Origin of the sequence: Enterococcus sp. DIV1328a (assembly GCF_050536905.1) — a bacterium.
Taxonomy (GTDB): domain Bacteria; phylum Bacillota; class Bacilli; order Lactobacillales; family Enterococcaceae; genus Enterococcus; species Enterococcus faecalis.
Genome location: NZ_CP172912.1, coordinates 177,746 through 200,656, shown reverse-complemented (window position 1 = coordinate 200,656; position 22,911 = coordinate 177,746). Strand labels below are relative to the sequence as shown.

The following is a 22,911-nucleotide window of genomic DNA, read 5'->3' as shown; positions in this document are numbered from 1 at the left end:
CTCTTTTATTTTTTTTGTCTCATCCGTAAAATTTTTGCGCCATACGGTAAACTTAACCATTCACGTATCGTAAATAATTCTAACTTAATGATGGTGCTAATAAAAACTGTACCACCCACTGCAACACCTAAAACTGTAACGAAAAACGCTTGACTTCGGTGATGCACACCTTGGAACAAGATGGAGATAATTCCTTGATAGACCAGTAATGACAGCATCATGATTGCTAAACTAAGCAACAATTTTTTCAAAAAGCTTCGTTCTCGAACAAAACAATTAATCGCTGCATCCGATTGTCGGACTAAAACGAATAACGTCGCTAGTAACCCAAGAATAGTAGACCAACTAGCACCTAATGTTCCCCAACGAATGGTGAAAAAGCCCGTTGTCAGTAATTTCACTAATAAGCCCACACCAGCTGCCACTAAAGGACCTTTAAAACGATTGCGACTTTGTTCAATACTTTGGTAGGCCTGAATAATGGCCATAAAAGCGATGGATAAAACATACACCCCTAAAACATCGTTGCCTTTATAATCTTTAAAAAGTGTAAAGTTCATGTACGGCAATAACATCATTAGACCAATCGAAGCTGCCGATGCCAAGGTTGTGGTAAGACGCAAAAAGATTTTTGCAACTTGTAAAAATTGTTGACGGTCTTTTTTCATAAAATATTTTGTCAAACCTGGTAAAAAGGTCGAGCTTAAAGCTAAAGCAATTACCAATCCTAATTGAACTAGTGGTTGTCCTCTATCATAGACCCCTTTGTCCACTTTCGCAGCTAAATCAGAGAGCCCGAAAAGCATGAGAGCATTTTTTACTTTAAAGGAATCAATTAATTGAAATAGAATCAGAAAAGCACTATATAAAGAGACCAAACCACCCTCAATCATTAAACGTTTAAATAGTCCTGTGGTTTGAGGCATAATCTTCCATTGATGCAAGTATTCCGTACTTCCACTAAGAATTTTTCGATTGTAGTACCATAAGACAAGTACCGCTAAGACACCGCCAGCCAACGCACCACTCATGGCCACCGTCCCCGTTTGGTAAATGGAGCCACCAAAGTAATGATAGGACAACGCAGCTACTAGAATAACCCCGACACGCACAAACTGTTCCATCACCTGTGAAATACCACTAGGCACCATCAACAAATGACCTTGAAAATTCCCACGATAGAAAGAAAGAATTGGAACGAGTAAAAAGGTAAAGGAAACAACTTCCATTAATGGTTGGAGTGCAGCATCCCCCATACTAATAGCAATTTCTTGACTACCAAAGAAAAAGAAGGCCCAACAAGCAATCGCTAACCATAACACATAGGGATATAGTTGGCGCAACACTTGTTTTTGACTCCGAATATCTGGTTGTTCAGCAACAATTTTGGAAATAAATTGCGGTAAGCCTGACAATGCTAATGTCATCGCAATCCCATAGATTGGATAAACTTGCTGATACACGTAAAATCCTTCATCCCCTACAAAGTTCTGAAAAGGAACGCGATAAAACGCACTCAACACTTTTGCAATGAAGGAAGCAATGGTTAACACAACGGCACCTTGCATCATTCGTTGCATTTCTTTTTGTGCCATCTTCTAGGCCTCCTTTTAAAGGGAATCCGTTTCTTGCGAATGTTTGTATTTTTCTTGTCGCAATGCGGTTGTAAAAGCAGCAATTTCTTGAATCCAAACAGCTTCTTTACAATCTTTCGGCAACTTCAAGGAAATAGTCATTTGTTCTTTCTCAACTGCTAGATCCGCTTTTAAGCTGGTTGCCGATAACGCTTCAAACAACTGCTCCACAGAGTATGTTTTTGTGCCAATTTTACTTAACACAAACTTGACTTTTTGGTCGCGTTTACGAATACTTTCTAACAAGGCACGGTCGCCATCCATTTTGATACGGCCAGTGGTTAATAAATGCGCCACTTCGTCAGGATACTCTCCAAAGCGGTCTAACAAGTCCGCTTCTAATTCTTCGTACATATCCATATTTTCTAATTGACGAATCCGTTTATAAATTTCAATTTTTTGTCGTTCGTCTGTAATGTACGTTCCTGGAATATAAGCATCAATGCCCAAATCAATTTCAACAGACGTTTTTTGGTCTTGGATATTTTTTCCTTGTTTACGAGCAACTGCCTCAGATAACATCTGTGAGTACATATCAAACCCAACCGAATCAATGAAGCCATGTTGTTGGGCACCAAGAAGGTTTCCGGCCCCTCGAATGGAAAGGTCACGCATCGCAATTTTGAACCCAGAACCTAATTCCGTAAAGTCTTTAATTGCTTCTAAACGTTTCTCACTAACTTCGTTTAGGATTTTTTGCTGTTCGTACATAAAATAAGCATAGGCCACTCGATTGCTACGCCCCACACGACCACGTAATTGATACAACGTAGATAAGCCCATATAGTCCGCATTTTCTACAAACAAGGTATTAGCATTAGGAATATCTACTCCTGTTTCAATAATTGTTGTAGTGACTAATATATCATATTGTCCTTCAATAAAATCAAACAAAGTATTCTCCAGTTGTACTTCTGTCATTTGACCATGTGCATACGCAATTCTTGCATCTGGAACTAGCGCTTGTAACTCTTCAACTTTTCGTTCAATCGTATCTACTCGATTGTATAAATAAAAGACTTGACCATCTCGAGCCATTTCTCGCTCAATCGCTTCCCGAATCGCCCCAGGATTATTTTCCATGACATACGTTTGGATCGGATAACGATTCTCTGGTGGGGTTTCGATGACAGATAAATCACGGACACCTAACATCGACATATGAAGGGTCCTTGGGATTGGCGTTGCTGTTAACGTCAAGACATCCACTTGTGAACGCAATTGTTTTAGTCGTTCTTTATGTTTCACTCCAAACCGTTGTTCCTCATCAATAATCAACAAGCCTAAATCACTAAAATTAATATCTTGCGACAATAAACGATGGGTACCAATCACAATATCTACTTGGCCATGTTTAATTTTTTCAATTGTTTCATTTTGCTGTTTTTTCGTGCGGAAACGACTTAATAAACCAATTTCTACAGGAAAGCCCTCAAACCGCTCTTGAATCGTTTCGTAATGTTGTTGCGCTAAAATAGTTGTTGGCACTAAAAAGGCAACCTGTTTATTGTTGCTAACAGCTTTGAAAGCCGCTCGTAAAGCCACTTCTGTTTTACCAAACCCTACATCGCCAACTAACAAACGATCCATTGGTCGAGATTTTTCCATGTCGTGTTTAATTTCGGCAGCACTACGTAATTGATCATCTGTTTCAGAATACGGAAAAGCCTCTTCAAATTCTTTTTGATACGCATCATCTGGCGGAAAAGCATAGCCTTTTTCCGATTCTCTTGTCGCATAAAGTAAGATTAAATCATCCGCGATATCTTCAATTTTTGAAGCAACTTTTCGTTTAGTTTTCGTCCATTCACTGCCGCCTAGCTTGTTAATTTTCGGCGTTTTAGACTCGGAAGCAACGAACTTTTGAATCAAGTTCAATTGTGTTACTGGAATAAATAACTTGTCATCATTTTGGTACAAGATAGTCATGTAATCTTGATGGACCCCATCAACTTCTAAGGTTTCCATACCAATATATTTACCAATCCCGTGATTCGCATGAACGACATAATCGCCCGTTTTTAAGTCGCTATAACTTTTCAAACGTTCCGCATTAGAAATTGTTTGACGACGTGCCCGTTTTTTGGTCGTTGTATGAAAAATTTCTTTTTCCGTAATCGCCACGAGCTTGTTTTTAGGTAATTCAAACCCTGTTTGTAATGCCCCTTGGACAATTTGGACATGCCCATCTAACAACTGATCCCAATTGCTTACTACGCTAGGTATGTCAAAGTCCTGAAATAGCTCTTCGACTTTTTGAATCCGTTCTTTCGTAGGAACAAAAACAACGACCGTTTGGTTTTGCTTTTGCCAACGGTCCACTTCCGCTTTTAGCAACGGCATTTGACCGAAGAATTGTTGCATTGAACGATATTGGAAATTATGGACTTTTTGGAAACGAAGATTCCCCATCCCTTTTTGAAAAAGTGAAAAGAAGGTCGTATTTCGTGCAGTTTTTCGCAATTGATCATGAAAGTCTACACCAAAAGTTTGTTCAGAAAACACGCGCATTTCTTCAATTTTCAGGGTTTGCCATTCCGCTTCCTCTCTAGCGATTTCTCGCTCCGTTTCCATCATACGAGAATAATCATCCACAAAAAGCAAACTATTTTCTGGTAAATAATCTAACAGCGTAGTTTTTTGTTGGTACAGAAAATCTGTATAATAGTGAGCATTTTCTGTAGGAATCCCTTGTTCCCAAGAAGACAGCAACTGACCAAAATATTCTTCTAAAAAATCGGTCTCCGTTTGATCTTTAGCTGTCGCTAAACGTTTTTCTAGAGCATCTTGTAACCTCGTCATGCCATGATTCATATCTGCCTTTGAGAATACTAAATCAGTCATTGGTGAAATCGTTACTTCTTCAAGATTTTCTAATGAACGTTGGGTATCTGCTTCAAAATAACGGATTGAGTCAATTTCAACATCAAACAGTTCCACCCGAACAGGGTATTCGGCATTTAGCGGATAGACATCAACAATGCTTCCGCGAATACTAAATTCGCCGGGCTTTCCGACCATCGATTGGCGTTCATAGCCCATTAACACTAAGCGTTGCGCGAGGATTTCAGGTTCTACTTCCGTCCCGATTTCCCAATGAAGTTGCGCATTTTGCCACGTTTCTTTCGTTGGCAAATATTTTCGTAGTCCAGCTACTGGTACGACCACGATTCCTGCATTCGCTGTCATCAGGAAATTTAACGCACTCACTCGATCTGCGCGCGCTTCTGGTGAAGAAAAGGCCATTTCGGCGGATAACACTTCATCTACTGGAAATAGATGAACTTGTTCTGAAGGTAAAATATTTAAAAAATCATCTACTAATTGATTGGCATAGTATAGGTTTGGGACCGCAATAACAATTTTTTGATGCGTCTTTTGTAAAGCGCCTGCCATCAGTAATGTTTTAGCAGAGCCTGATAACCCAGTAATTAGTTGGCGCGTTCCTGTTGTCATTAGTTGACTGCGCCATGATTTAGCAATTTCTGTTTGGCTAATTCGTTCGATAATATTCAAACAAGGGCCCTCCTTTCTGCTATTTTCCATTAAATTGATTCATTGTTTCAACAAACGTATGTCCTTCGCATGCATATAAAGCGGCATCGGCTGCTTTTTTTACAGCAAGTAACATCTCTTCGTGTGTTTCTTTGGGAAAAGTACTTAGTACATGGTGGATAACTGTATCATTTTTTGAGGGCCGACCAATGCCAATTTTAATTCTAGGAAAGACATTTGTGCCTAAATGGGCAATCAGACTTTTTATCCCATTGTGGCCGCCAGCACTACCTTTTTGCCGTAAACGAATTTTACCGACCTCTAAGTCTAAGTCATCATAAATAACAATCAAGTCTTCCTCATCTACCCCAAAGTAGGTCAACAACGGACCAACAGAGCGACCTGATTCATTCATAAATGTTAATGGTTTCACTAACAATACTTTCTCAGTCCCTATAAAAAACTCTGCAATATCTGCTTCAAAATTACTATTATTAAACGAAACATTTTGCCGATACGCAATTTCATCTAGCGTAATAAAGCCAATGTTGTGTTTTGTTTCTTTGTATTTACTACCGGGATTTCCCAGTCCTACGATTACTTTCATCTTTCATTCTCCTTGGATTATAAGCTTGCCAACACAAAATGGCTGGGAAGCGTATGCGCTACCCAGTTTTATTCATTATACCATAGAAATAAAAAAACTCGCAGTCTTTGAAGATTAAGAAAGATGTAAAAAAATTTTTTAGAAATTTAAATATGCGCAAGATAGTGAAATTACGCACATGTAAGAGCTACCATTTTGAAACAGGTCTGAAAACTGTATCATTTTTACAATCAAAGTTCGTGACATTTTTTACAAACCATGTTACTATCACTTTAGCAACAGGAAATAAAAACTCGTTGCTCACGAAAAAGAATGTAGAGGAAGGAATGGTACACATGACTGCAGCCGCAGGGAATAAAGATCACCAAAAAGTAATTTTAGTCGGGGACGGTGCCGTAGGTTCTAGCTATGCCTTTGCTTTAGTAACTCAGAATATTGCTCAAGAAGTTGGGATTATTGATATTAATGTACCAAAAACTGAAGGAGACGCGTTGGACTTATCTCACGCATTAGCATTTACTTCTCCTAAAAAAATCTATGCTGCTACTTATGACGATTGCCATGATGCAGACTTAGTTGTCTTAACAGCTGGTGCGCCTCAAAAACCAGGCGAAACTCGTTTAGACTTAGTTCATAAAAACTTGAAAATTAATAAAGAAATCGTTACAACAATTGTTGATTCTGGTTTCAATGGTATCTTCTTAGTTGCCGCAAACCCAGTCGATATTTTGACTTATTCAACTTGGAAATTCTCTGGCTTCCCGAAAGAACGAGTAATCGGTTCAGGAACTTCACTAGATTCTGCTCGTTTCCGTCAAGCAATTGCCGAATTAGTTGACGTTGATGCACGAAATGTCCATGCCTACATCTTAGGGGAACACGGAGATACAGAATTCCCAGTTTGGTCACATGCGAATGTCGCTGGCTTACAAATTTACGAATGGGTGAAAAATAATCCTGACGTCGATGAAGAAGCAATGGTTAATTTATTCTTCAACGTACGCGACGCTGCTTACACAATCATCGAGAAAAAAGGAGCTACTTTCTATGGAATCGCGGTTGCACTAGCGCGTATCACTAAAGCTATCCTAAACGATGAAAACTCTGTGTTACCACTATCTGTTTATTTAGAAGGTGAATATGGTCAAAACGATATTTATATCGGTGCACCAGCGATCATCAACCGCCAAGGAGTTAAACAAGTCATTGAAATTCCATTAACAGATGCTGAACAAGAAAAAATGGAAGCTTCTGCTTCTGCATTAAAAGAAGTTATTGAAACAGCTTTTGCTAAATTTGAAGCAGAAGAAGCAAAATAACTCCTTCTATAATAGTCGAAAATTGAAAATAACCAAGAGTGACCACTATTGTTACTCCGCTTTAAAGCCTGGTACAAAAATCCAAAGTGATTTTTGCACCAGGCTTTACTTTTAATCTGTTTTACTTTACTCATCACTCAACTTTTTAAAAAAATTATTGTTTTGTTTAGCTCGAAAAATAACAATAACCAAAAATAAGTTTGTTATCTAAAATTCACTACACTACTTAATACAGCCCATCTGCTTCTTCTTTTGTCACAATGTAAATATTTTTCATTTGCGTATAAGCATCTAGCATTGATTTATGCGTTTCTCGACCAATTCCTGATTTTTTATAACCGCCAAATGGCGCGCCCGCAGGCAATTGATTGTATGTGTTGACCCACATCCGACCTGTCCGTACACCACGAGCAACCCGTAATGCCACATTGATATCTTGAGAAAAGACGGCACCACCTAGACCATATTCAGAATCATTAGCTAAACGAATGACTTCTTCTTCCGTTTCAAATTTAATCACTGTTGCAACAGGACCAAAGATTTCTTCTTGGGCCACGCACATTGTATTCGTGCCATTCGCTAATAACGTAGGTGCTAAAAATGCCCCCTTGTCTAGCCCATTTTCTGTTAAACGTTGCCCACCAGTAATCAGTGTAGCTCCTTCCTTCACACCAATTTCGACATATTTTAAAATTTCTTCCAATTGATGCTCATTGATCTGAGCGCCCATTTCAACATCTTTTTCCCACGGGAAACCAACGTTCACTTGTTCAAATTTTTCCTTTAAAGCTTCTACAAATTGATCATAAATACCTGACTGAACGAACACACGAGACCCAGCACAACAAACTTGCCCTTGGTTGAATAAAATTCCTAACTGCACACCTTCTAATGCTCGTTCCCAATTGGCATCTTCAAAAATAATGTTGGCTGATTTTCCGCCAAGTTCTAAAGTGGCTGGAATTAGGCGGTCGGCCGCCGCTTTAGCGACAGTGTACCCCACCTCTGTTGAACCTGTAAAAGCTAGCTTATCAAACCCTGGATGTGCCAACATATAATTTCCTGAATCAGAACCACGACCGGTGATTAAATTCACTACTCCTTTCGGCAAGACTTGATCAAAAATTTTAAACAATTCCAACAGACTTAATGATGTGCTCGAGGACGGATGAATCACAACCGTATTACCTGCTGCCAACGCTGGTGCTAATTTCCAAGCGCCCATTAATAAGGGGAAATTCCACGGAATAATTTGACCCACAACACCGATGGGTTCTTTCACAACAATGGATAACGTATCCTTATCAAATTCTTTGACAGACCCTTCTTCTCCACGAATCACACTAGCAAAATACCGAAAATGGTCTGCACTGGCAGGAACATCAATCGATTGCGTTTCCCGAAGCGGTTTTCCATTATCTAAAGTCTCTACCATAGCCAAATGTTCTTGATTTTCTTCAATCAAATCAGCAATTTTCAACAAAAGATTGCTTCTTGTTACAACATCAACATCTTTCCATGTCTGAAACGCTTCTTGAGCTGCTTCTACAGCTCGATCCACATCTGCATTTGTGGCATCAACAAATTCTGCTAATTTTTCGCCATTACTAGGATTGTAACTAGCAATCATTTTGTTACCACTACCTGTTGTCCACCCTCCATTAATATACAATTGATAGCTACTGGCAACTACTTGATTTATTTCTTTTTTACTCATTTAACCACCTCTTTTTTTATTTTTTGTATCCGCTTACAATTATAAGACATCTTTCGCCTAAAAGTAAATGATTCTACCTAAAAAAAATATAGTTCTCGGCGACTGTTGCTAACTTATCCCGACCTGAAACCTCCTGGCAATAACTGAATGTATTAAACTTTATTGGAGAAACCTTTTGCCACAAAAAAAGCTAGCACTGAAGAATTAAAATTGCTTCTTCAGTGCTAACTTTGATTTTTCCAACTCATTCGTTCTTATTGACAAAGAGCTGATTTTTTTATTTATCTTTTGGAACGATATAGTTCATTAAATGTGTTTCATCGGCTGAGATTGTACGTGTCGAAACAACGTTTAATCCCTTCACGTTCATTTCAGAAATTAAGATGCTACCATCTTTAAAGACTTTTTCTACAAATGCGACATGACCATAAGTATTGTCTGCGCCTAAAACGCCAGCTGGGAAGGAAACCGCTGCGCCTGCTTTTGGTGTACGACTTACTTTGTACCCGCGTGCACGACCTGTTTCGCCCCAATCTTGACCATTCCCCATTGTTAAGTCCACACGTTTACCTAATTGCGTAATACGGTTGTAGACATATTGTGTACAGTTGCCCCAAGCATAACTATTAAAGGTGTCATAGTTTTTGCCATTATAGGCTGGGAAATTTGATTCCATTGGTTCAACGGTTGCTTTTTCTTTATCATAATAAGTTAAATCGTATGTTTTAATTAACGCATTTAATTTCTTATGGTAATCTTTGTCCGTTGCATATTTTCCTGTTAGGAAACGCGTCGCTTCTTTGTATGATTTGGCTTCCGTTTTCCAGACACCATGATAGAAATCTTTATTGGAATCTAAACCATTTTTCAATAATTTCGCATAATCTTCCATTGATTCTTTATACGTTGGATATTGACGGAATTTTGCTTCTACTGTGTATAGGTTACCAAAACCATTGTCTTCATAGGTAATAAAAGAAACAGATTGACCTTTGTAATCGCCTTTAATACCAAACAAATTGTAGTTTGGTTTCTGGCTTAATTTACTATTGCCGCTGCCACTTTCTAAAATTGCTTGAGCAATCATCACACTAGCATATAAGTTTTTGTCCTTGGCCACTTTCCGAGCAGATTCACCGATTTCTTGAATAAACTCTTCTGTCTTCTTCGTTTTGCTGACCGTAAACGTCTCATCGTCTTCCACTAACCCAACCGTTTCATTTGTAACTGGTGGGACTATTTCGGGCTGCGGTGTTGACGCTGCTGGTTGTTCTACTGGCTTTTCAGCTGGCGCTGTTGGTGTCACTGGTTTCGCCGGCTGTTTTGATTCAGAAGTACTCGTGCCAGGTTTTGGCTGTTCTTTAGAAGAACTTGGTGTGGTCGTCGGCGTGGTACTTGATTCAGTTGTACTTGTTGACGTAGAATCTGTGGTTGACTCTGTTGTACTCGTTGAGGTGGAGTCAGTAGTCGATTCTGTCGTACTTGTGGATGTTGAATCCGTTGTGGAATCTGTCGTTTCGGTTCCTGACGTTTCCGTGGACTCCGTGGTTGTAGATTCACTTGATTCGGTTGAACTTTCTGTTTCAGTTGTTGATTCTTCTGTCGCTTCTGTTGTTTCACTAGTTGCTGTCGTTTCAGTGTCTTCAGCAGTTGTTGCTTCTGCGGTTGTTTCTGCAACAGAACTATTTTCAGCTACCAAGTTATTACCTTCTGCAAATGCACCTACTGGCATTGATGAACCTAAAAGTAATAAGGTAGAGAACAGGGCAAATTGTTTTTTCATACTCATTCTCCTTTTTTATTTTTCTCCATTTATTTTTATGTACCAACATATATAATTGACATAGTTATTGTTTAAATGGCTCCTTTTTTAATAGTATACTGTTTCATAAAAAATTTCTAGCAAAAAGTTAAAAAAATAGAAGAAAATTCACAAATTCTTCTATCTTTTTTTGGTAATTTTCTAAGAAAAAAAAGAAAGGGCTTGAACAAACATCAATGTCCTCTCTTTTTCTCGTTATCCTTCAAACAAAATACTTTTTTTTCGAAGCGCCTCTTTGATTTCTTGGAAAGTTTCTTCGTCTGCACAGCGAATAGTATGCAGATGAACGCCTCCTGTTAAAACTGATAGTAATGTAGCATGCTCTTTTTGATACTTGTCCATAAATTTATCAATATCTTTCTCTGATTGAATGCGCAAACTGCCGATTAATTCCCCATAAAGCGGATGTGCAATACTCACATCTACCACTTCTCCACCTTTGGCAACAATGACTGACAATTCTTCTCTCGTTTGTTCAGGCGTATGTTGACAAGCAATTTTCCGTTCAATTCCTTCTAAAGGTTGTTCCAACATATACCCTCGAGCTGTTGCGACAATTTCGACCCCTGTCGCCCGTAATAGAGCGACATCTCCTACAATAATTTGTCTGCTGACATCAAAAGCTTTTGCAAAACGAGTGGCACTAACTGGCTTTTCGGTCTCTCTTAATCTTTTAACAATCTCTCTTCTTCTGATTTCTCCATCCACGACCTTCGCCTCACTCTCCTAAATGTTTTTCTTGGAAACGTTTAGAGGCGTCCATAATTCCCTGGAAAGTCTCAGATAATGTTTCTTCATACTCGGCATTTTCAACATGATTCAGAATAGTTTCTAATACTTGTTGTTCTCTTTCAGAATCAAAAACCGCATGACCTGCTTTCTTTTTCACTGCAGCAATCTCTGCGACGACGTCCATCCGCTGTTCTAATAAACGGACCAGTTCCTTATCGATTTGGTTAATCTTTGCTCGTTGTTGTTCTAAAGAAGTTGTTGGGGCGTCATCTTCAGTCAATTCTTTAATTATCCGTGCTGGATTACCTGCGATCACACAGTTTTCTGGGAACGATTTGGTCACAACAGCACCTGCTGCCACCACTACATTATCGCCTAATGTTACGCCAGGAAGGACAATCGCTCCACCGCCAATCCAAACATTGTTGCCAATGATAATTCGTTTCCCTGATTCCATTCCGCTATTACGCTTGGCCGCTTGTAATGGATGCTCGGCTGTATAAAGTTGCACATTGGGTCCAAACATACAGTTATCGCCAATTTCGATTGGACAAACATCTAAAAAAACGTTATTAAAATTGGCATAGAAATTTTTTCCCACAGAAATGTTGTAGCCATAATCAAATTGAATCATCGGTTCGATGTACGTCCCGACACCCACTTTTCCAAACGTTTCTTCTATTAATTGACGACGAATATATGTGTCTGGTTGTTGGTTAATTAACGCCATTTGTTCACGGGCTTTTTTGCGATCGGCCACTAATTCAGGATCTGAGGCAAAATATAGTGCACCTGCGATCATTTTTTCTTTTTCTGATTTAAATTCTTCCATTCCGTTACTCCTTTATCGTTAATTCTGCAAATATCGTTTCGGCTTTCGCTTCTAAAAAATAATAAGGTTGTTGTAAAAATAGCGGCGTTTGATTAATGGCTAAAATAGCTGCCGTTGGTTGTTTATAATGAATCAAATCGCAAAATGGATGCACTTGAAAACTCGTGCCGACAATCACGATTAAGTCGGCAGAAGCAACGGCCTGAATGGCTTTTTCGATTGCCTCTTCGGATAGTCCTTCTTCATACAAAGTAATAGCTGGACGGATTTGTCCATGACAGTCTGCGTGCCGATCACTAAGCAAATAGTCTTGCCAAGGAACCGTTGCACCACAAGTTTGGCAATAACATTCATATAAATTACCATGAAAGTCCACCACTTCTTGGCTACCTGCTTTTCGATGAAGCCCATCAATATTTTGTGAAACAATTTTTCCCCGTTTCATTTGCTCTAATTGGGCCATTTTCTGGTGAATGATATTAGGTTGTGCGTCTGGATGATAGAGCGTTTTAACGAATTGATAAAACTTTTCTGGCTCTGTTTTTAAGCAAGTCCGGCTCAATAAGTATTCCGGTTGCTGGATTCCTTGATAGACACCTTTTAAGGAACGATAATCTGGCACACCTGAGGCTGTCGAGATACCCGCACCTGTTAAAAATGTGATTTTTTGTTGGGTTGCCAACCAATGAATTGCCTCGGCTTGCGTGATATCTTGCATATCGATTCAGCTCCTAATCTTCTATATTATAACGTATTTTAACATTAGCACCAAAAGTTTTTCCACTTTTTGAAAACTTCTTACCTATATATTGATTTATCTTGAAAGAGTTTGTGACAAATTTCTCAACTCGTGGTAAAATATGCATGAGTAAAAGTGAGGTGAAACAACAATGGTCGCATTTATTATTTATTGGGCTGCAATTATTGCCTGCATCGCTTGGGGCGTTTTAAGCATTTGGTTCTCTGTTTTTTATCTTTCTCGTAAAGAAAACGGAAATCTTTGGGCTTTTGCGTTCTTCAACGTTATCGCTATTATCGCCTTAGCAATTGTTTTATTAGTTTACAAAACTTGGGATTTCGGTATCTTAACTTACTCAAGTCTAATTTATACAATTTTAGCTTCTTTAGGTGTATTGACTGTTCTTCAAGCTATTTTAGGTCGTGAACCAAAAGCTGTCAAAGCTTAAGTAAAAAGCAACTGTTCCTTTAGGAATGGTTGCTTTTTTCGTATTAGTTTCTATTTCGTAGGGAAAATGTTACGCTAATTTCATGGTGTTTGTGTCCTCTTGATAAATTCCTTTGCTGGAACATATTGACTTTCTTCTGGATTTATCCTAAAATTAATAACTGAATTTAATAACTGAATAGTGCCTCAAAAAAGAGGTAGAGGTCGCGGTTTTTATTACGCTTGTGGAGTGAGAGGACACTGGGAAGCAAGTTTAGGATCAATCGCCGAAATGCATAACGGAGCCTCTTCTGTTGTGTGTTGGGACGTAAGTTAAGAGCTTGCGGACTGTCTTAGTAGTGATGCTAAGTTGTGCTATGTTTCGTTGAGGAATTTTTTTCGACATTACCTAGCAACCTTACATCTGTTTGGTTGTTTTTTTGTATTCAAAAATAGGTTGTGACAGAAGTATTCTCCTTTAAAAAGACAGAATCGCTTTTGCTCAGCTGATTATCAAAGCTTGTTGATTGAAAAAAGACAAAACGATCAATCAGACAAGAAATTTAAAGGAGAGAAAAAGATGAACAAAAAAGTTTTTTCATTCAGTCTACTACTTGTCACGCTATTTTCGTTACTTGGCATGACAACCAACGCTTCGGCGGAGGAAAATGGTGAATTTCGTGTCGGCATGGAAGCTGGCTACGCCCCTTTTAACTGGTCACAGAAAAATGACGCACATGGCGCAGTGCCTATTCAAGGCAACTCTTATGCAGGCGGCTATGATGTTCAAATTTCTAAAAAAATTGCCGATGGTTTAGGTCGTAAATTAGTAATCGTCCAAACCAAATGGGATGGCTTGGCGCCCGCCTTACAATCTGGAAAAATTGATGCCATTATCGCCGGAATGAGCCCAACCGCTGAACGAAAAAAAGAAATTGCTTTTACAAACCCTTATTATGAATCACAATTTGTCGTAATTGTAAAAAAAGATGGCAAATACGCTAATGCAAAAAGCTTGAAAGATTTAGCTGATGCTAAAATTACAGCTCAACTAAATACATTCCACTACGGATTAATTGATCAAATTCCAAATGTCAATAAGCAGCAAGCAATGGATAACTTTTCGGCTATGCGAACAGCACTTGCTTCTGGCATGATTGATGGGTATGTTAGTGAACGCCCTGAAGGCATAACAGCAACTAGTGTCAATAAAGAATTAAAAATGTTAGAATTTCCAAAAGAAAAGGGCTTTGATGCTAGCGCTGAAGACTCGCAAGTAGCAGTCGGCATGCGTAAAGGCGATCCAGACATTGAAAAAGTAAACAAAATTTTAGCAGGTATTTCTCAAGATGAACGGACAAAAATTATGGACCAAGCAATCAAGGATCAACCTGCAGCAACAGATAGTGATGAACAAAAAACAGGACTTATTAACGATTTCAAAAATATTTGGAATCAATATGGCGACATGTTTTTACGTGGTGCTGGTTTAACGCTATTTATCGCGTTAATTGGGACAGTTGTCGGAACAACCCTTGGTTTACTAATTGGTGTCTTCCGTACAATTCCAGATTCTGAAAACCCAGTCGCTCGTTTCTTCCAAAAATTAGGAAATTTAATTCTTTCTATTTATATTGAAGTTTTCCGTGGTACACCAATGATGGTTCAAGCAATGGTTATTTTCTATGGTTTAGCTCTAGCTTTTGGCATCTCTTTAGACCGAACAGTGGCCGCATTATTTATCGTTTCTGTGAATACTGGTGCCTATATGTCTGAAATTGTTCGCGGAGGTATTTTCGCAGTAGATAAAGGACAATTCGAGGCAGCACAAGCGATTGGGATGACCCATGGACAAACAATGCGTAAAGTCGTTATTCCCCAAGTATTACGTAATATTTTACCTGCAACAGGGAATGAATTTGTCATTAATATCAAAGATACGGCCGTGTTAAGTGTTATCGGTGTTGCAGATTTATTCTTCCAAGGGAATGCTGCTTCTGGCGCAAACTTCCAGTTCTTCCAAACCTTTACAATTGTCGGCATCATGTACTTGGTAATGACTTTTGTGATCACACGAATCTTACGTGTTGTGGAACGTAAAATGGATGGCCCTTCTGCTTACGTTAAAGTAGAAGAATTAACTGAAGAAGGAAAAGAAAGCTAGGAGGCAAACAGATGAGTGCAATTATTGAAATTGAACATTTACGAAAAAGCTTTGGCGAAAACGAAGTATTAAAAGATATCAATATGAACGTCAACAAAGGAGAAGTTGTCACCATTATCGGTTCTTCTGGTTCTGGTAAATCAACGTTACTACGTTGTATTAATTTGTTAGAAAAACCAACAGATGGCAAAATCATCTATAATGGTAAAAATGTTTTAGAACGTGGTTATAGTTTGCCCAAATATCGGACCCATTTAGGTATGGTTTTCCAATCATTCAATTTATTTAATAACATGAATGTCTTAGAAAACTGTACTTCTGGTCAGATGACTGTCCTAAAAAGAAACAAAGAAGAAGCCAAAAAAATTGCCTTAGAAAATTTAGAAAAAGTTGGCATGGCTCGTTTTATTGATGCCAAACCTGCTCAATTGTCTGGTGGACAAAAGCAACGGGTAGCCATTGCTCGAGCATTATCAATGGATCCAGATGTTTTACTTTTCGATGAACCAACTTCTGCATTGGATCCTGAAATGGTTGGCGAAGTGCTAAAAACGATGAAAAATCTTGCCCATACTGGGCTAACAATGGTGATTGTAACACATGAAATGGAATTTGCGCGGGACGTATCCGATCGTGTTATTTTCATGGATAAAGGTGTCATTGCCGAAGAAGGGACCGCTGAAGATATTTTTGTCCATCCAAAAGAAGCTCGGACAAAAGAGTTCTTACATCGGATTTTAACGAAAAACTAGTAAAAAAGAGGCAGTCATTCTGGTTAGAGTGACTGCCTCTTTTGTTATTTTTTGTATTGACGAATCATTGGCGGTTCATAGGAATCAATAAATGCACCAATTTCTTCTAAGGAATCTGAAATGAAAATTTTAGCTCGATCCGCTTCTGTTAAGAAATTAGTTTCTACCATTTTATCAAAAAAAGCAGCTAGTAAATCATAGTAACCATTCACGTTGTATAAAATACAAGGATTCATATGTTCACCGACTCGGCCCCAAGAGATCACCTCGCTAATTTCTTCTAGCGTGCCGGGACCACCGGGTAAAGCTAAATACACATCTGCCAATTCAATCATCTTTTTCTTACGCGCATGCATATCACTGACTGTATGCATCTTTGTAATGCCATTATGTGCAATCTCTCGTTCCATTAAAAAAGTGGGCATGACACCAATTACCTCTCCACCTTCTGCTAAAAGCGTGTCAGCCACCGTACCCATTAGACCAACATTGCCACCGCCATAAACTAGATCATAGTGATTTTCTTTCATCCAAGCGGCTAACGCTACTGCAGCTTGCTGATAGATTGGCTCATTCCCCAGACTGGCGCCACAATATACTGCCATTTTTTTCACAAACATACCCTCCATTTAGATAGATTCTTTTTTACCATCTATCCTCTGGTAGCTATGGTAGCATATTTTGATTTTCTCGAAAAGGTGCAGCCATTTTTCTTTTCGTTTTAAAAGTATTTGAATTTTCAGACAATAAATGCTATAGTCTTTTTATATTTTAAAATTTCAGAAAAAGGAGCCCTATTATCTTGTCTACCTCACTCACTATTCGCTTAGTTGCCGAAGCCGATTGGCCCGCATTACATGCCTTGGATCAAATCATTTGGACAAAAAAGAATACCCCTGCCGAGATACAACCACTCTCGCTTGCGGCATATCAAGAAAAAATGAAAGATGAAACGATTTTTGTTGCCATCAGCGAACAACAACTCGCTGGATTTATTGAAGTCCATCCGCCCACTTCGTTAGCAGCTCATCAAAAGCAATGGCTACTAAGTATTGGCGTTTCGCCAGATTTCCAAGGCCAAGGGATTGGTGGTACTTTGTTGTCGTATGTCAAAGATATGGCCCAGATAAGCGGGATTCATAAGCTGAGTTTGCGAGTAATGGCTACCAATCAAGAAGCCATTCGATTCTATGAAAAACATGGTTTTGTGCAGGAAGCACATTTTAAAGAAGAATTTTATATAAATGGACACTATTGTGATGATTATCAGTATGCTTATTTCATAGAAAAATAAGAAAACCAATGTTTTCTATAAAAACTGGTTGCTCTCTGTTTCTTCTTCTGTTATTTTAAATAATAAGACAATATTAAGGAGTGTGAATCTATGCAAAAAAAGTTAGTTTGGCGTGATTATCTATACGTTGGTTCAATGTTATTCGGTTTGTTTTTCGGTGCTGGAAATTTAATTTTCCCTGTACATATGGGACAAGAAGCGGGGGCTTCCGTCTTTTTAGCAAACTTGGGCTTCTTAGCCACTGGAATTGGCTTACCTTTTCTTGGTGTCATTGCTATGGGTGTTTCTAAAAGTTCAGGTGTTTTTGACTTAGCTTCTCGGATTAATCGTCGTTATGCTCTTATTTTTACCTTACTATTATATTTAACGATTGGTCCTTTCTTTGCTTTACCAAGGTTAGCAACTACTTCTTTTGAGATTGGTCTTGCACCATTTGTTCCTAAAGACTTGCAATGGCTGGTTCTTGCTGGTTTTTCCGCATTATTTTTCTTAGCTGTTTGGCTCTTCTCTAGAAAGCCAAGTAAAATCTTAGATTATGTGGGTAAATTTTTAAATCCGTTATTTTTAGCATTGCTAGGAATTTTGATTGTTTTAGCCTTTGTAAAACCATTAGGTCATGTGGCCAGTGCCGCTGTTGGTGAAAATTATATTTCAAGTCCTTTCTTTAAAGGATTTACAGAAGGTTATAATACGCTGGATGCTTTAGCTTCATTAGCTTTTGGGATTGTTGTCGTTTCCACTTTACGAAATATGGGCGTCGAAAAACCAGGAGATATCGCTAAAGGAATGATTAAATCAGGTGCTTTCAGTGTTGTATTGATGGGGGTTATCTATACCTTACTTGCTTATATGGGAACAATGAGTATCGGGGCTTTTCCAATCAGTGAAAACGGCGGGATTGCCTTAGCCCAAATTGCCAATTACTATTTAGGCCTACCAGGGAGTATTTTACTGGCTTTTATCGTAGTTCTTGCTTGTTTAAAAACCGGTATTGGCTTAAGCACAGCCTTTTCTGAGACTTTTGAAGAAATGTTTCCGAAAGTTTCCTATCAAAAATTCTTGGCAATTGTTGTTATTTTACCAGCTATTTTTGCAAATGTCGGCTTAACCAACATCATTCAATTTGCCGTTCCAGTCTTGATGTTCCTTTATCCATTGGCGATTACTTTAATGCTTTTGGTAATCATCAGTCCTATTTTCAAACATCGACGGGAAGTCTATCAAGCAACGACCTATATCACATTGATTGCTGCTGTTTTAGATGCATTAAATAGCGCGCCTGCCTTTATCAAAGATACGGCGTTTGTAACAACGCTTTTAGAAAAAGCCGGCCAATACTTACCATTGTTCACTATTGGCATGGGCTGGGTCGTTCCAGCAACGGTTGCTTTTCTAATTAGTTGGGTTTGGGTCATGATTTCTAAAAAAGATCCTATTCTTGATTAATTCTTACCAAAACGACACTAGAAAAAATGCGGAAGCGCATCTTTTCTAGTGTCGTTTTTATGTATATTCGTTGTACCAAACTCTTGACTATGGTAAATTGAAGTTACCAACAAGTACTGGAGGAAATTGCCCATGTTAGTTACAACAACCGAGAGAATTAGCGGTCAAGAATATGAAATTATTGGAGAAGTTTTCGGGTTAACCACACGTTCTAAAAATATGTTTAAAGATTTAGGTGCTGGACTAAAAAGCGTAGTTGGCGGTGAAATCAAAGGTTACACTGATATGCAACGAGAAGCACGCGACCAAGCAATCGAACGTTTAAAAGCAGAAGCCTCTAAATTAGGTGCAGATGCCGTTGTGATGATGCGTTTTGATTCTGGCACAATTGGCACAGACATGCAATCTGTCGTGGCTTACGGAACAGCTGTTAAATACATCTAAATTTTGCAACTAAAAAGACGCAGACCTTTTCTTGTAAGGTCTACGTCTTTTTAGTTTTCATATTTCACTTCTGCTAAATACAATCCTTCTGGATGAGCAGTCGGACCCGCTAAATTTCGATCTTTGGCTGCGATAATTGCTGGAATCGCGGTTGGTTCCAGCCGCCCATTGCCGATTTTCAATAGCGTACCAACTAAAATCCGAATCATTTTGTACAAGAAACCATCGCCCCGAAAAGTGAATGTTAATTCATCCCCCGTTTCATTAACATGAACACTGGCTTCATGAATGGTTCGGACTTTATCTTCTACCGAACTTCCTGAGGCACAGAAAGAGGTAAAATCATGGGTACCTAATAAATCAGGCAAAGCTTGTTGGATTTTTTCGAGATCAATGGGATACGGAAAATAACTGGCATAAAAACGTCGAAATGGACTTCGCGGTTTGCCAATATCCACTTTAAATTGATAGGTTTTTTCGATCACGTGATAACGTGCATGAAAGTCTTCTGAAACACGTTCCACGCTTCGCACAGCAATGTCTTCTGGTGTTTGTGTGTCTAACGCAAAGCGCATTTTTTCCAACGGACGTTCCTGCGGATAATCAAAGTGAATCACTTGGCCCATTGCATGAACACCTGCATCTGTTCGTCCTGAACCAAAAACCGTCACGGAGCGTCCATTATTCATGCGTGCTAACGTTTTTTCTATTTCTTCTTGAACGGTACGTTCATTAGGCTGCTTTTGAAAGCCATGAAAATGAGTGCCATCATAGGCAATGATTGCTTTATAGCGGGGCATAATTTTTCTTCACCTTTTCTAAGTTCTTAATACAAATAAGCCAATGGTTAACAAGACAAAGCCAAACATTACTATTGTATCTCGTAGGTGCCAATGAAGAATGCGGTATTTTGTCCGTCCTTCACCGCCTTGATAACCTCTTGCTTCCATGGCAGTCGCTAAGTCTTCCGCACGATTAAAACTACTTACGAAAAGCGGAATCAAAAGTGGAACAATAGCTTTCATTTTTTGAAGTAAGTTTCCTTCACCAAAATCAACACCACGGGCACGTTGGGCATTCATAATCTTTTCCGTTTCATCCATTAATGTTGGGACAAAACGTAAGGCAATTGATAACATCAATGAAACTTCATGAACTGGAAATTTCACCACACGAAGTGGGCGTAACAAATATTCAATCGCATCTGATAACTCTAATGGTGCCGTCGTTAAAGTTAATAACGTTGACATGAAAATAATTAAAACAAAACGACAGAAAATAAATAGCCCATTCGTCACACCAAACTGGGTAATGGAAATAATTCCCCACTGAAAGTACACCTCTCCCCCTTGTGTAAACAAGGTTTGAAGAGCCACAGTAAACAGAATTAGCCATAATAATGGCCGAACACCGCGGATAAAGAAGCGGGCGCTGATTTTTGATAATGAAATAGCAAAAGCAGTAAAGGCTGCTATTAAAACATAACTCTGCCAATTATTTGCTAAAAAGATAATTCCAATAAAATAAAAACTAGCTAATAATTTTGCACGCGGATCTAAACGATGGATAAAAGAATCGCCTGGAATATAACGCCCAAAAATCAATTTATTCATCATTTTGCCTCACCTGCTTCCTGCATTTTTTTCAGAAGCTGATCGGCTAATTGATCGGCCGTTAATGGTAATTGCTCAAAAGAAAAGCCTTTTGCCACTAATTTTTCAGCAAATTCGGCTGCAGTTGGCACGCCTAATTGTTTTTCTTTCAGCCATTGTGTCTCTTGAAACACTTCTTGTGGTGCTCCCGCTCGGACGATTTGTCCTTTTTCTAAAACAATCACATGATCTGCGTAATTAGCCACGTCATCCATCAAATGTGTCACTAAAACGATGGTCATATTATGTTCCTTATGCAGACGGCTAAACATCTCCATCATTTCTTTACGACCCTTAGGATCCAAACCAGCAGTCGGTTCATCTAATACTAAGACTTCTGGTTCCATCGCTAGCACACCAGCAATTGCGACACGGCGCATTTGACCACCTGATAACTCAAACGGAGAATGTTGTAAGTATTTTTCATCTAAGCCGACTAAATCAAGCATTTTCTTAGCTAATTTTTTCGCTTCTTCGTCTGAAACACCAAAGTTTTTCGGTCCGAAAGCGATGTCTCGCTCCACTGTTTCTTCAAACAATTGTGCTTCTGGAAATTGAAAAACGATCCCAACTTTTTTACGAATTGGTTTTAAATTCTTATTATCAGTTTCTGGCGTAATTACACGCTCTCCAATTGTCACTTGGCCTTTAGTTGGTTTCACCAAAGCATTTAAATGTTGCAATAGCGTTGATTTGCCACTGCCAGTATGACCGACAATCGCTGTATAAGAGCCGTCTTGAATCGTTAAATTAATATCGAATAATGCCCGTTGCTCAAAAGGAGTATTGGGTTGGTAAGTAAAATCTACTTGTTTAAAACGGATGTCCATAACCAATCCACCATCCCTTCTTCTGTTAAATAATTCGTTGGCACAACAACGCCACGCTCTTTCAAAGCTACTTTTAATTTTTCAGGAAACGGTAAATCCAAGCCCATTTCAACAAGCGCTTCTCCTGCAGAAAAAATCTTTTCTGGTGTTCCCTCGTTTGTCAATTGTCCTTGGCGCATCACTAAAATACGATTCGCATTAGCCGCTTCATCAATATCGTGGGTAATAGAAATAACTGTTAAATTGCTTTCTTCTTTAATCTTTTGAATGGTAGCAATTACTTCTGCACGACCTTCTGGATCTAACATACTTGTCGCTTCGTCTAAAATAATAATATCTGGTCGCAAAGCAACCACACCAGCGATAGCTACTCGTTGTTTTTGACCGCCAGATAGCCGAGCAGGTTCTCGCTTGGCAAAATCTAACATACGAACCCGTTCTAAGGCATCGTGGACACGTTCGACCATTTCATCACGCGGAATACCTTGATTTTCTAAACCAAAAGCCACATCGTCTTCGACTGTTGAACCGACAAATTGGTTATCTGGATTTTGAAAAACCATTCCTACCATACGCCGGATATCCCAGACGTTTGCTTCATTTAATTCTTTGCCGCCAACTTTGATAGTCCCAGCAGCTGGCAGTAACAGACCATTGATCGTTTTGGCTAACGTTGATTTACCAGAACCATTATGGCCAATAATAGCGACCCATTCGCCTTGTTGAATGGAAAAAGACACATCTTTTAAAGCGGGAGAAGCATCTTCTGGTTGATAATTAAATTGGATATTATTTAGTTCAATGATTGGTTGCATCGCGTACTCCCTCAATCTATTTATTCTTTCTAACACTACCAAAAAAGTAGCGTTTTTTCAATCATCTGTTCTGATTCTTCACACTATTTTTTATTATACCAAAAGAACGGTCATTATGGGAGCTCTTATCTGTCTTGACAGGTCTATTTTTCATAAAAATAACTTCTTGTTCTCATAAAACAAGAAGTTAC

Annotated in this window: 20 protein-coding genes and 1 riboswitch; of the genes, 7 read left to right on the top strand and 13 right to left on the bottom strand. The window is 38.8% G+C overall.

What is annotated here, in order from left to right:
* Nucleotides 1-5: 5 nt before the first annotated feature.
* The 3 genes from IGL93_RS00995 to pth are packed head-to-tail and all read right to left on the bottom strand — an operon-like array spanning nucleotide 6 to nucleotide 5,736.
* A complete protein-coding gene (locus IGL93_RS00995) occupies nucleotides 6-1,595 on the bottom strand; it encodes a putative polysaccharide biosynthesis protein (protein WP_002368546.1) in 1,590 nt (529 codons plus the stop codon).
* A 15-nt stretch (nucleotides 1,596-1,610) separates the two neighbouring features.
* Nucleotides 1,611-5,150: a transcription-repair coupling factor gene (mfd, locus tag IGL93_RS00990; protein ID WP_430600016.1), complete on the bottom strand. Its 3,540-nt coding sequence runs from the start codon at nucleotides 5,148-5,150 to the stop codon at nucleotides 1,611-1,613.
* A gap of 19 nt (nucleotides 5,151-5,169) precedes the next feature.
* On the bottom strand, nucleotides 5,170-5,736 hold the full coding sequence (pth, locus tag IGL93_RS00985; RefSeq protein ID WP_002361556.1) for an aminoacyl-tRNA hydrolase: 567 nt from the start codon (nucleotides 5,734-5,736) through the stop codon (nucleotides 5,170-5,172).
* 335 nt (nucleotides 5,737-6,071) lie between these two features.
* Between pth and IGL93_RS00980 the strand changes: the two genes are divergently transcribed.
* Complete coding sequence (locus IGL93_RS00980) at nucleotides 6,072-7,055, top strand: L-lactate dehydrogenase (RefSeq protein WP_002356251.1); 984 nt, start codon at nucleotides 6,072-6,074, stop codon at nucleotides 7,053-7,055.
* Between the two features lie 226 nt (nucleotides 7,056-7,281).
* Here the strand turns inward: IGL93_RS00980 and IGL93_RS00975 are convergent, their stop codons facing one another.
* The 5 genes from IGL93_RS00975 to IGL93_RS00955 all read right to left on the bottom strand — a co-directional run bounded on the left by IGL93_RS00975 (nucleotide 7,282) and on the right by IGL93_RS00955 (nucleotide 12,876).
* Nucleotides 7,282-8,772, bottom strand: coding sequence for an aldehyde dehydrogenase family protein (locus IGL93_RS00975; protein ID WP_010775511.1), 1,491 nt, complete (start codon nucleotides 8,770-8,772; stop codon nucleotides 7,282-7,284).
* A gap of 277 nt (nucleotides 8,773-9,049) precedes the next feature.
* Entirely contained in the window at nucleotides 9,050-10,561 is a 1,512-nt protein-coding gene (locus tag IGL93_RS00970; RefSeq protein ID WP_025190311.1) for a glucosaminidase domain-containing protein, read from the bottom strand.
* A gap of 228 nt (nucleotides 10,562-10,789) precedes the next feature.
* Nucleotides 10,790-11,302: a transcription repressor NadR gene (locus tag IGL93_RS00965; RefSeq protein WP_010775509.1), complete on the bottom strand. Its 513-nt coding sequence runs from the start codon at nucleotides 11,300-11,302 to the stop codon at nucleotides 10,790-10,792.
* A 10-nt stretch (nucleotides 11,303-11,312) separates the two neighbouring features.
* On the bottom strand, nucleotides 11,313-12,158 hold the full coding sequence (locus IGL93_RS00960; RefSeq protein ID WP_002363448.1) for a chorismate mutase: 846 nt from the start codon (nucleotides 12,156-12,158) through the stop codon (nucleotides 11,313-11,315).
* Nucleotides 12,159-12,162: 4 nt separating this feature from the next.
* Complete coding sequence (locus IGL93_RS00955; RefSeq protein WP_002390258.1) at nucleotides 12,163-12,876, bottom strand: NAD-dependent protein deacylase; 714 nt, start codon at nucleotides 12,874-12,876, stop codon at nucleotides 12,163-12,165.
* A 172-nt stretch (nucleotides 12,877-13,048) separates the two neighbouring features.
* On the opposite strand from IGL93_RS00955, the gene IGL93_RS00950 reads away from it, so the two are divergent.
* The 3 genes from IGL93_RS00950 (at nucleotide 13,049) to IGL93_RS00940 (ending at nucleotide 16,239) form a co-directional block, all read left to right on the top strand.
* Complete coding sequence (locus tag IGL93_RS00950; protein WP_002356244.1) at nucleotides 13,049-13,345, top strand: hypothetical protein; 297 nt, start codon at nucleotides 13,049-13,051, stop codon at nucleotides 13,343-13,345.
* Nucleotides 13,346-13,534: 189 nt separating this feature from the next.
* A riboswitch (Lysine riboswitch) is annotated at nucleotides 13,535-13,709 on the top strand.
* A 194-nt stretch (nucleotides 13,710-13,903) separates the two neighbouring features.
* Nucleotides 13,904-15,487 carry an ABC transporter permease subunit gene (locus IGL93_RS00945; RefSeq protein ID WP_010706796.1) on the top strand — a complete coding sequence of 528 codons (1,584 nt, stop codon included), beginning with the start codon at nucleotides 13,904-13,906 and terminating at the stop codon, nucleotides 15,485-15,487.
* An 11-nt stretch (nucleotides 15,488-15,498) separates the two neighbouring features.
* A complete protein-coding gene (locus IGL93_RS00940; protein WP_002356242.1) occupies nucleotides 15,499-16,239 on the top strand; it encodes an amino acid ABC transporter ATP-binding protein in 741 nt (246 codons plus the stop codon).
* A 44-nt stretch (nucleotides 16,240-16,283) separates the two neighbouring features.
* On the opposite strand, the gene IGL93_RS00935 is transcribed toward IGL93_RS00940, so the two are convergent.
* Complete coding sequence (locus tag IGL93_RS00935; protein ID WP_002387512.1) at nucleotides 16,284-16,868, bottom strand: TIGR00730 family Rossman fold protein; 585 nt, start codon at nucleotides 16,866-16,868, stop codon at nucleotides 16,284-16,286.
* Nucleotides 16,869-17,041: 173 nt separating this feature from the next.
* On the opposite strand from IGL93_RS00935, the gene IGL93_RS00930 reads away from it, so the two are divergent.
* From IGL93_RS00930 to IGL93_RS00920, 3 genes are all read left to right on the top strand, one after another.
* Nucleotides 17,042-17,533, top strand: coding sequence for a GNAT family N-acetyltransferase (locus tag IGL93_RS00930; RefSeq protein WP_010775507.1), 492 nt, complete (start codon nucleotides 17,042-17,044; stop codon nucleotides 17,531-17,533).
* Nucleotides 17,534-17,623: 90 nt separating this feature from the next.
* A complete protein-coding gene (gene brnQ / locus IGL93_RS00925; RefSeq protein ID WP_002373848.1) occupies nucleotides 17,624-18,979 on the top strand; it encodes a branched-chain amino acid transport system II carrier protein in 1,356 nt (451 codons plus the stop codon).
* 132 nt (nucleotides 18,980-19,111) lie between these two features.
* Nucleotides 19,112-19,423, top strand: coding sequence for a heavy metal-binding domain-containing protein (locus IGL93_RS00920; RefSeq protein WP_002381365.1), 312 nt, complete (start codon nucleotides 19,112-19,114; stop codon nucleotides 19,421-19,423).
* 50 nt (nucleotides 19,424-19,473) lie between these two features.
* On the opposite strand, the gene truA is transcribed toward IGL93_RS00920, so the two are convergent.
* From truA to IGL93_RS00900, 4 genes are read right to left on the bottom strand one after another with little or no spacing between them, the layout of a single operon-like run.
* On the bottom strand, nucleotides 19,474-20,223 hold the full coding sequence (gene truA, locus IGL93_RS00915; RefSeq protein WP_002370657.1) for a tRNA pseudouridine(38-40) synthase TruA: 750 nt from the start codon (nucleotides 20,221-20,223) through the stop codon (nucleotides 19,474-19,476).
* An 18-nt stretch (nucleotides 20,224-20,241) separates the two neighbouring features.
* The gene (locus IGL93_RS00910) at nucleotides 20,242-21,039 is read right to left on the bottom strand and encodes an energy-coupling factor transporter transmembrane component T family protein (protein WP_002373841.1); all 798 of its coding nucleotides are present in this window, start codon (nucleotides 21,037-21,039) and stop codon (nucleotides 20,242-20,244) included.
* Nucleotides 21,036-21,905, bottom strand: coding sequence for an energy-coupling factor ABC transporter ATP-binding protein (locus IGL93_RS00905; protein ID WP_002381364.1), 870 nt, complete (start codon nucleotides 21,903-21,905; stop codon nucleotides 21,036-21,038). Before IGL93_RS00905 ends, IGL93_RS00910 begins: the two co-directional genes overlap by 4 nt.
* Complete coding sequence (locus IGL93_RS00900) at nucleotides 21,881-22,720, bottom strand: energy-coupling factor ABC transporter ATP-binding protein (RefSeq protein ID WP_002359354.1); 840 nt, start codon at nucleotides 22,718-22,720, stop codon at nucleotides 21,881-21,883. The genes IGL93_RS00905 and IGL93_RS00900 overlap by 25 nt, the downstream gene beginning before the upstream one ends.
* Nucleotides 22,721-22,911: the final 191 nt, after the last annotated feature.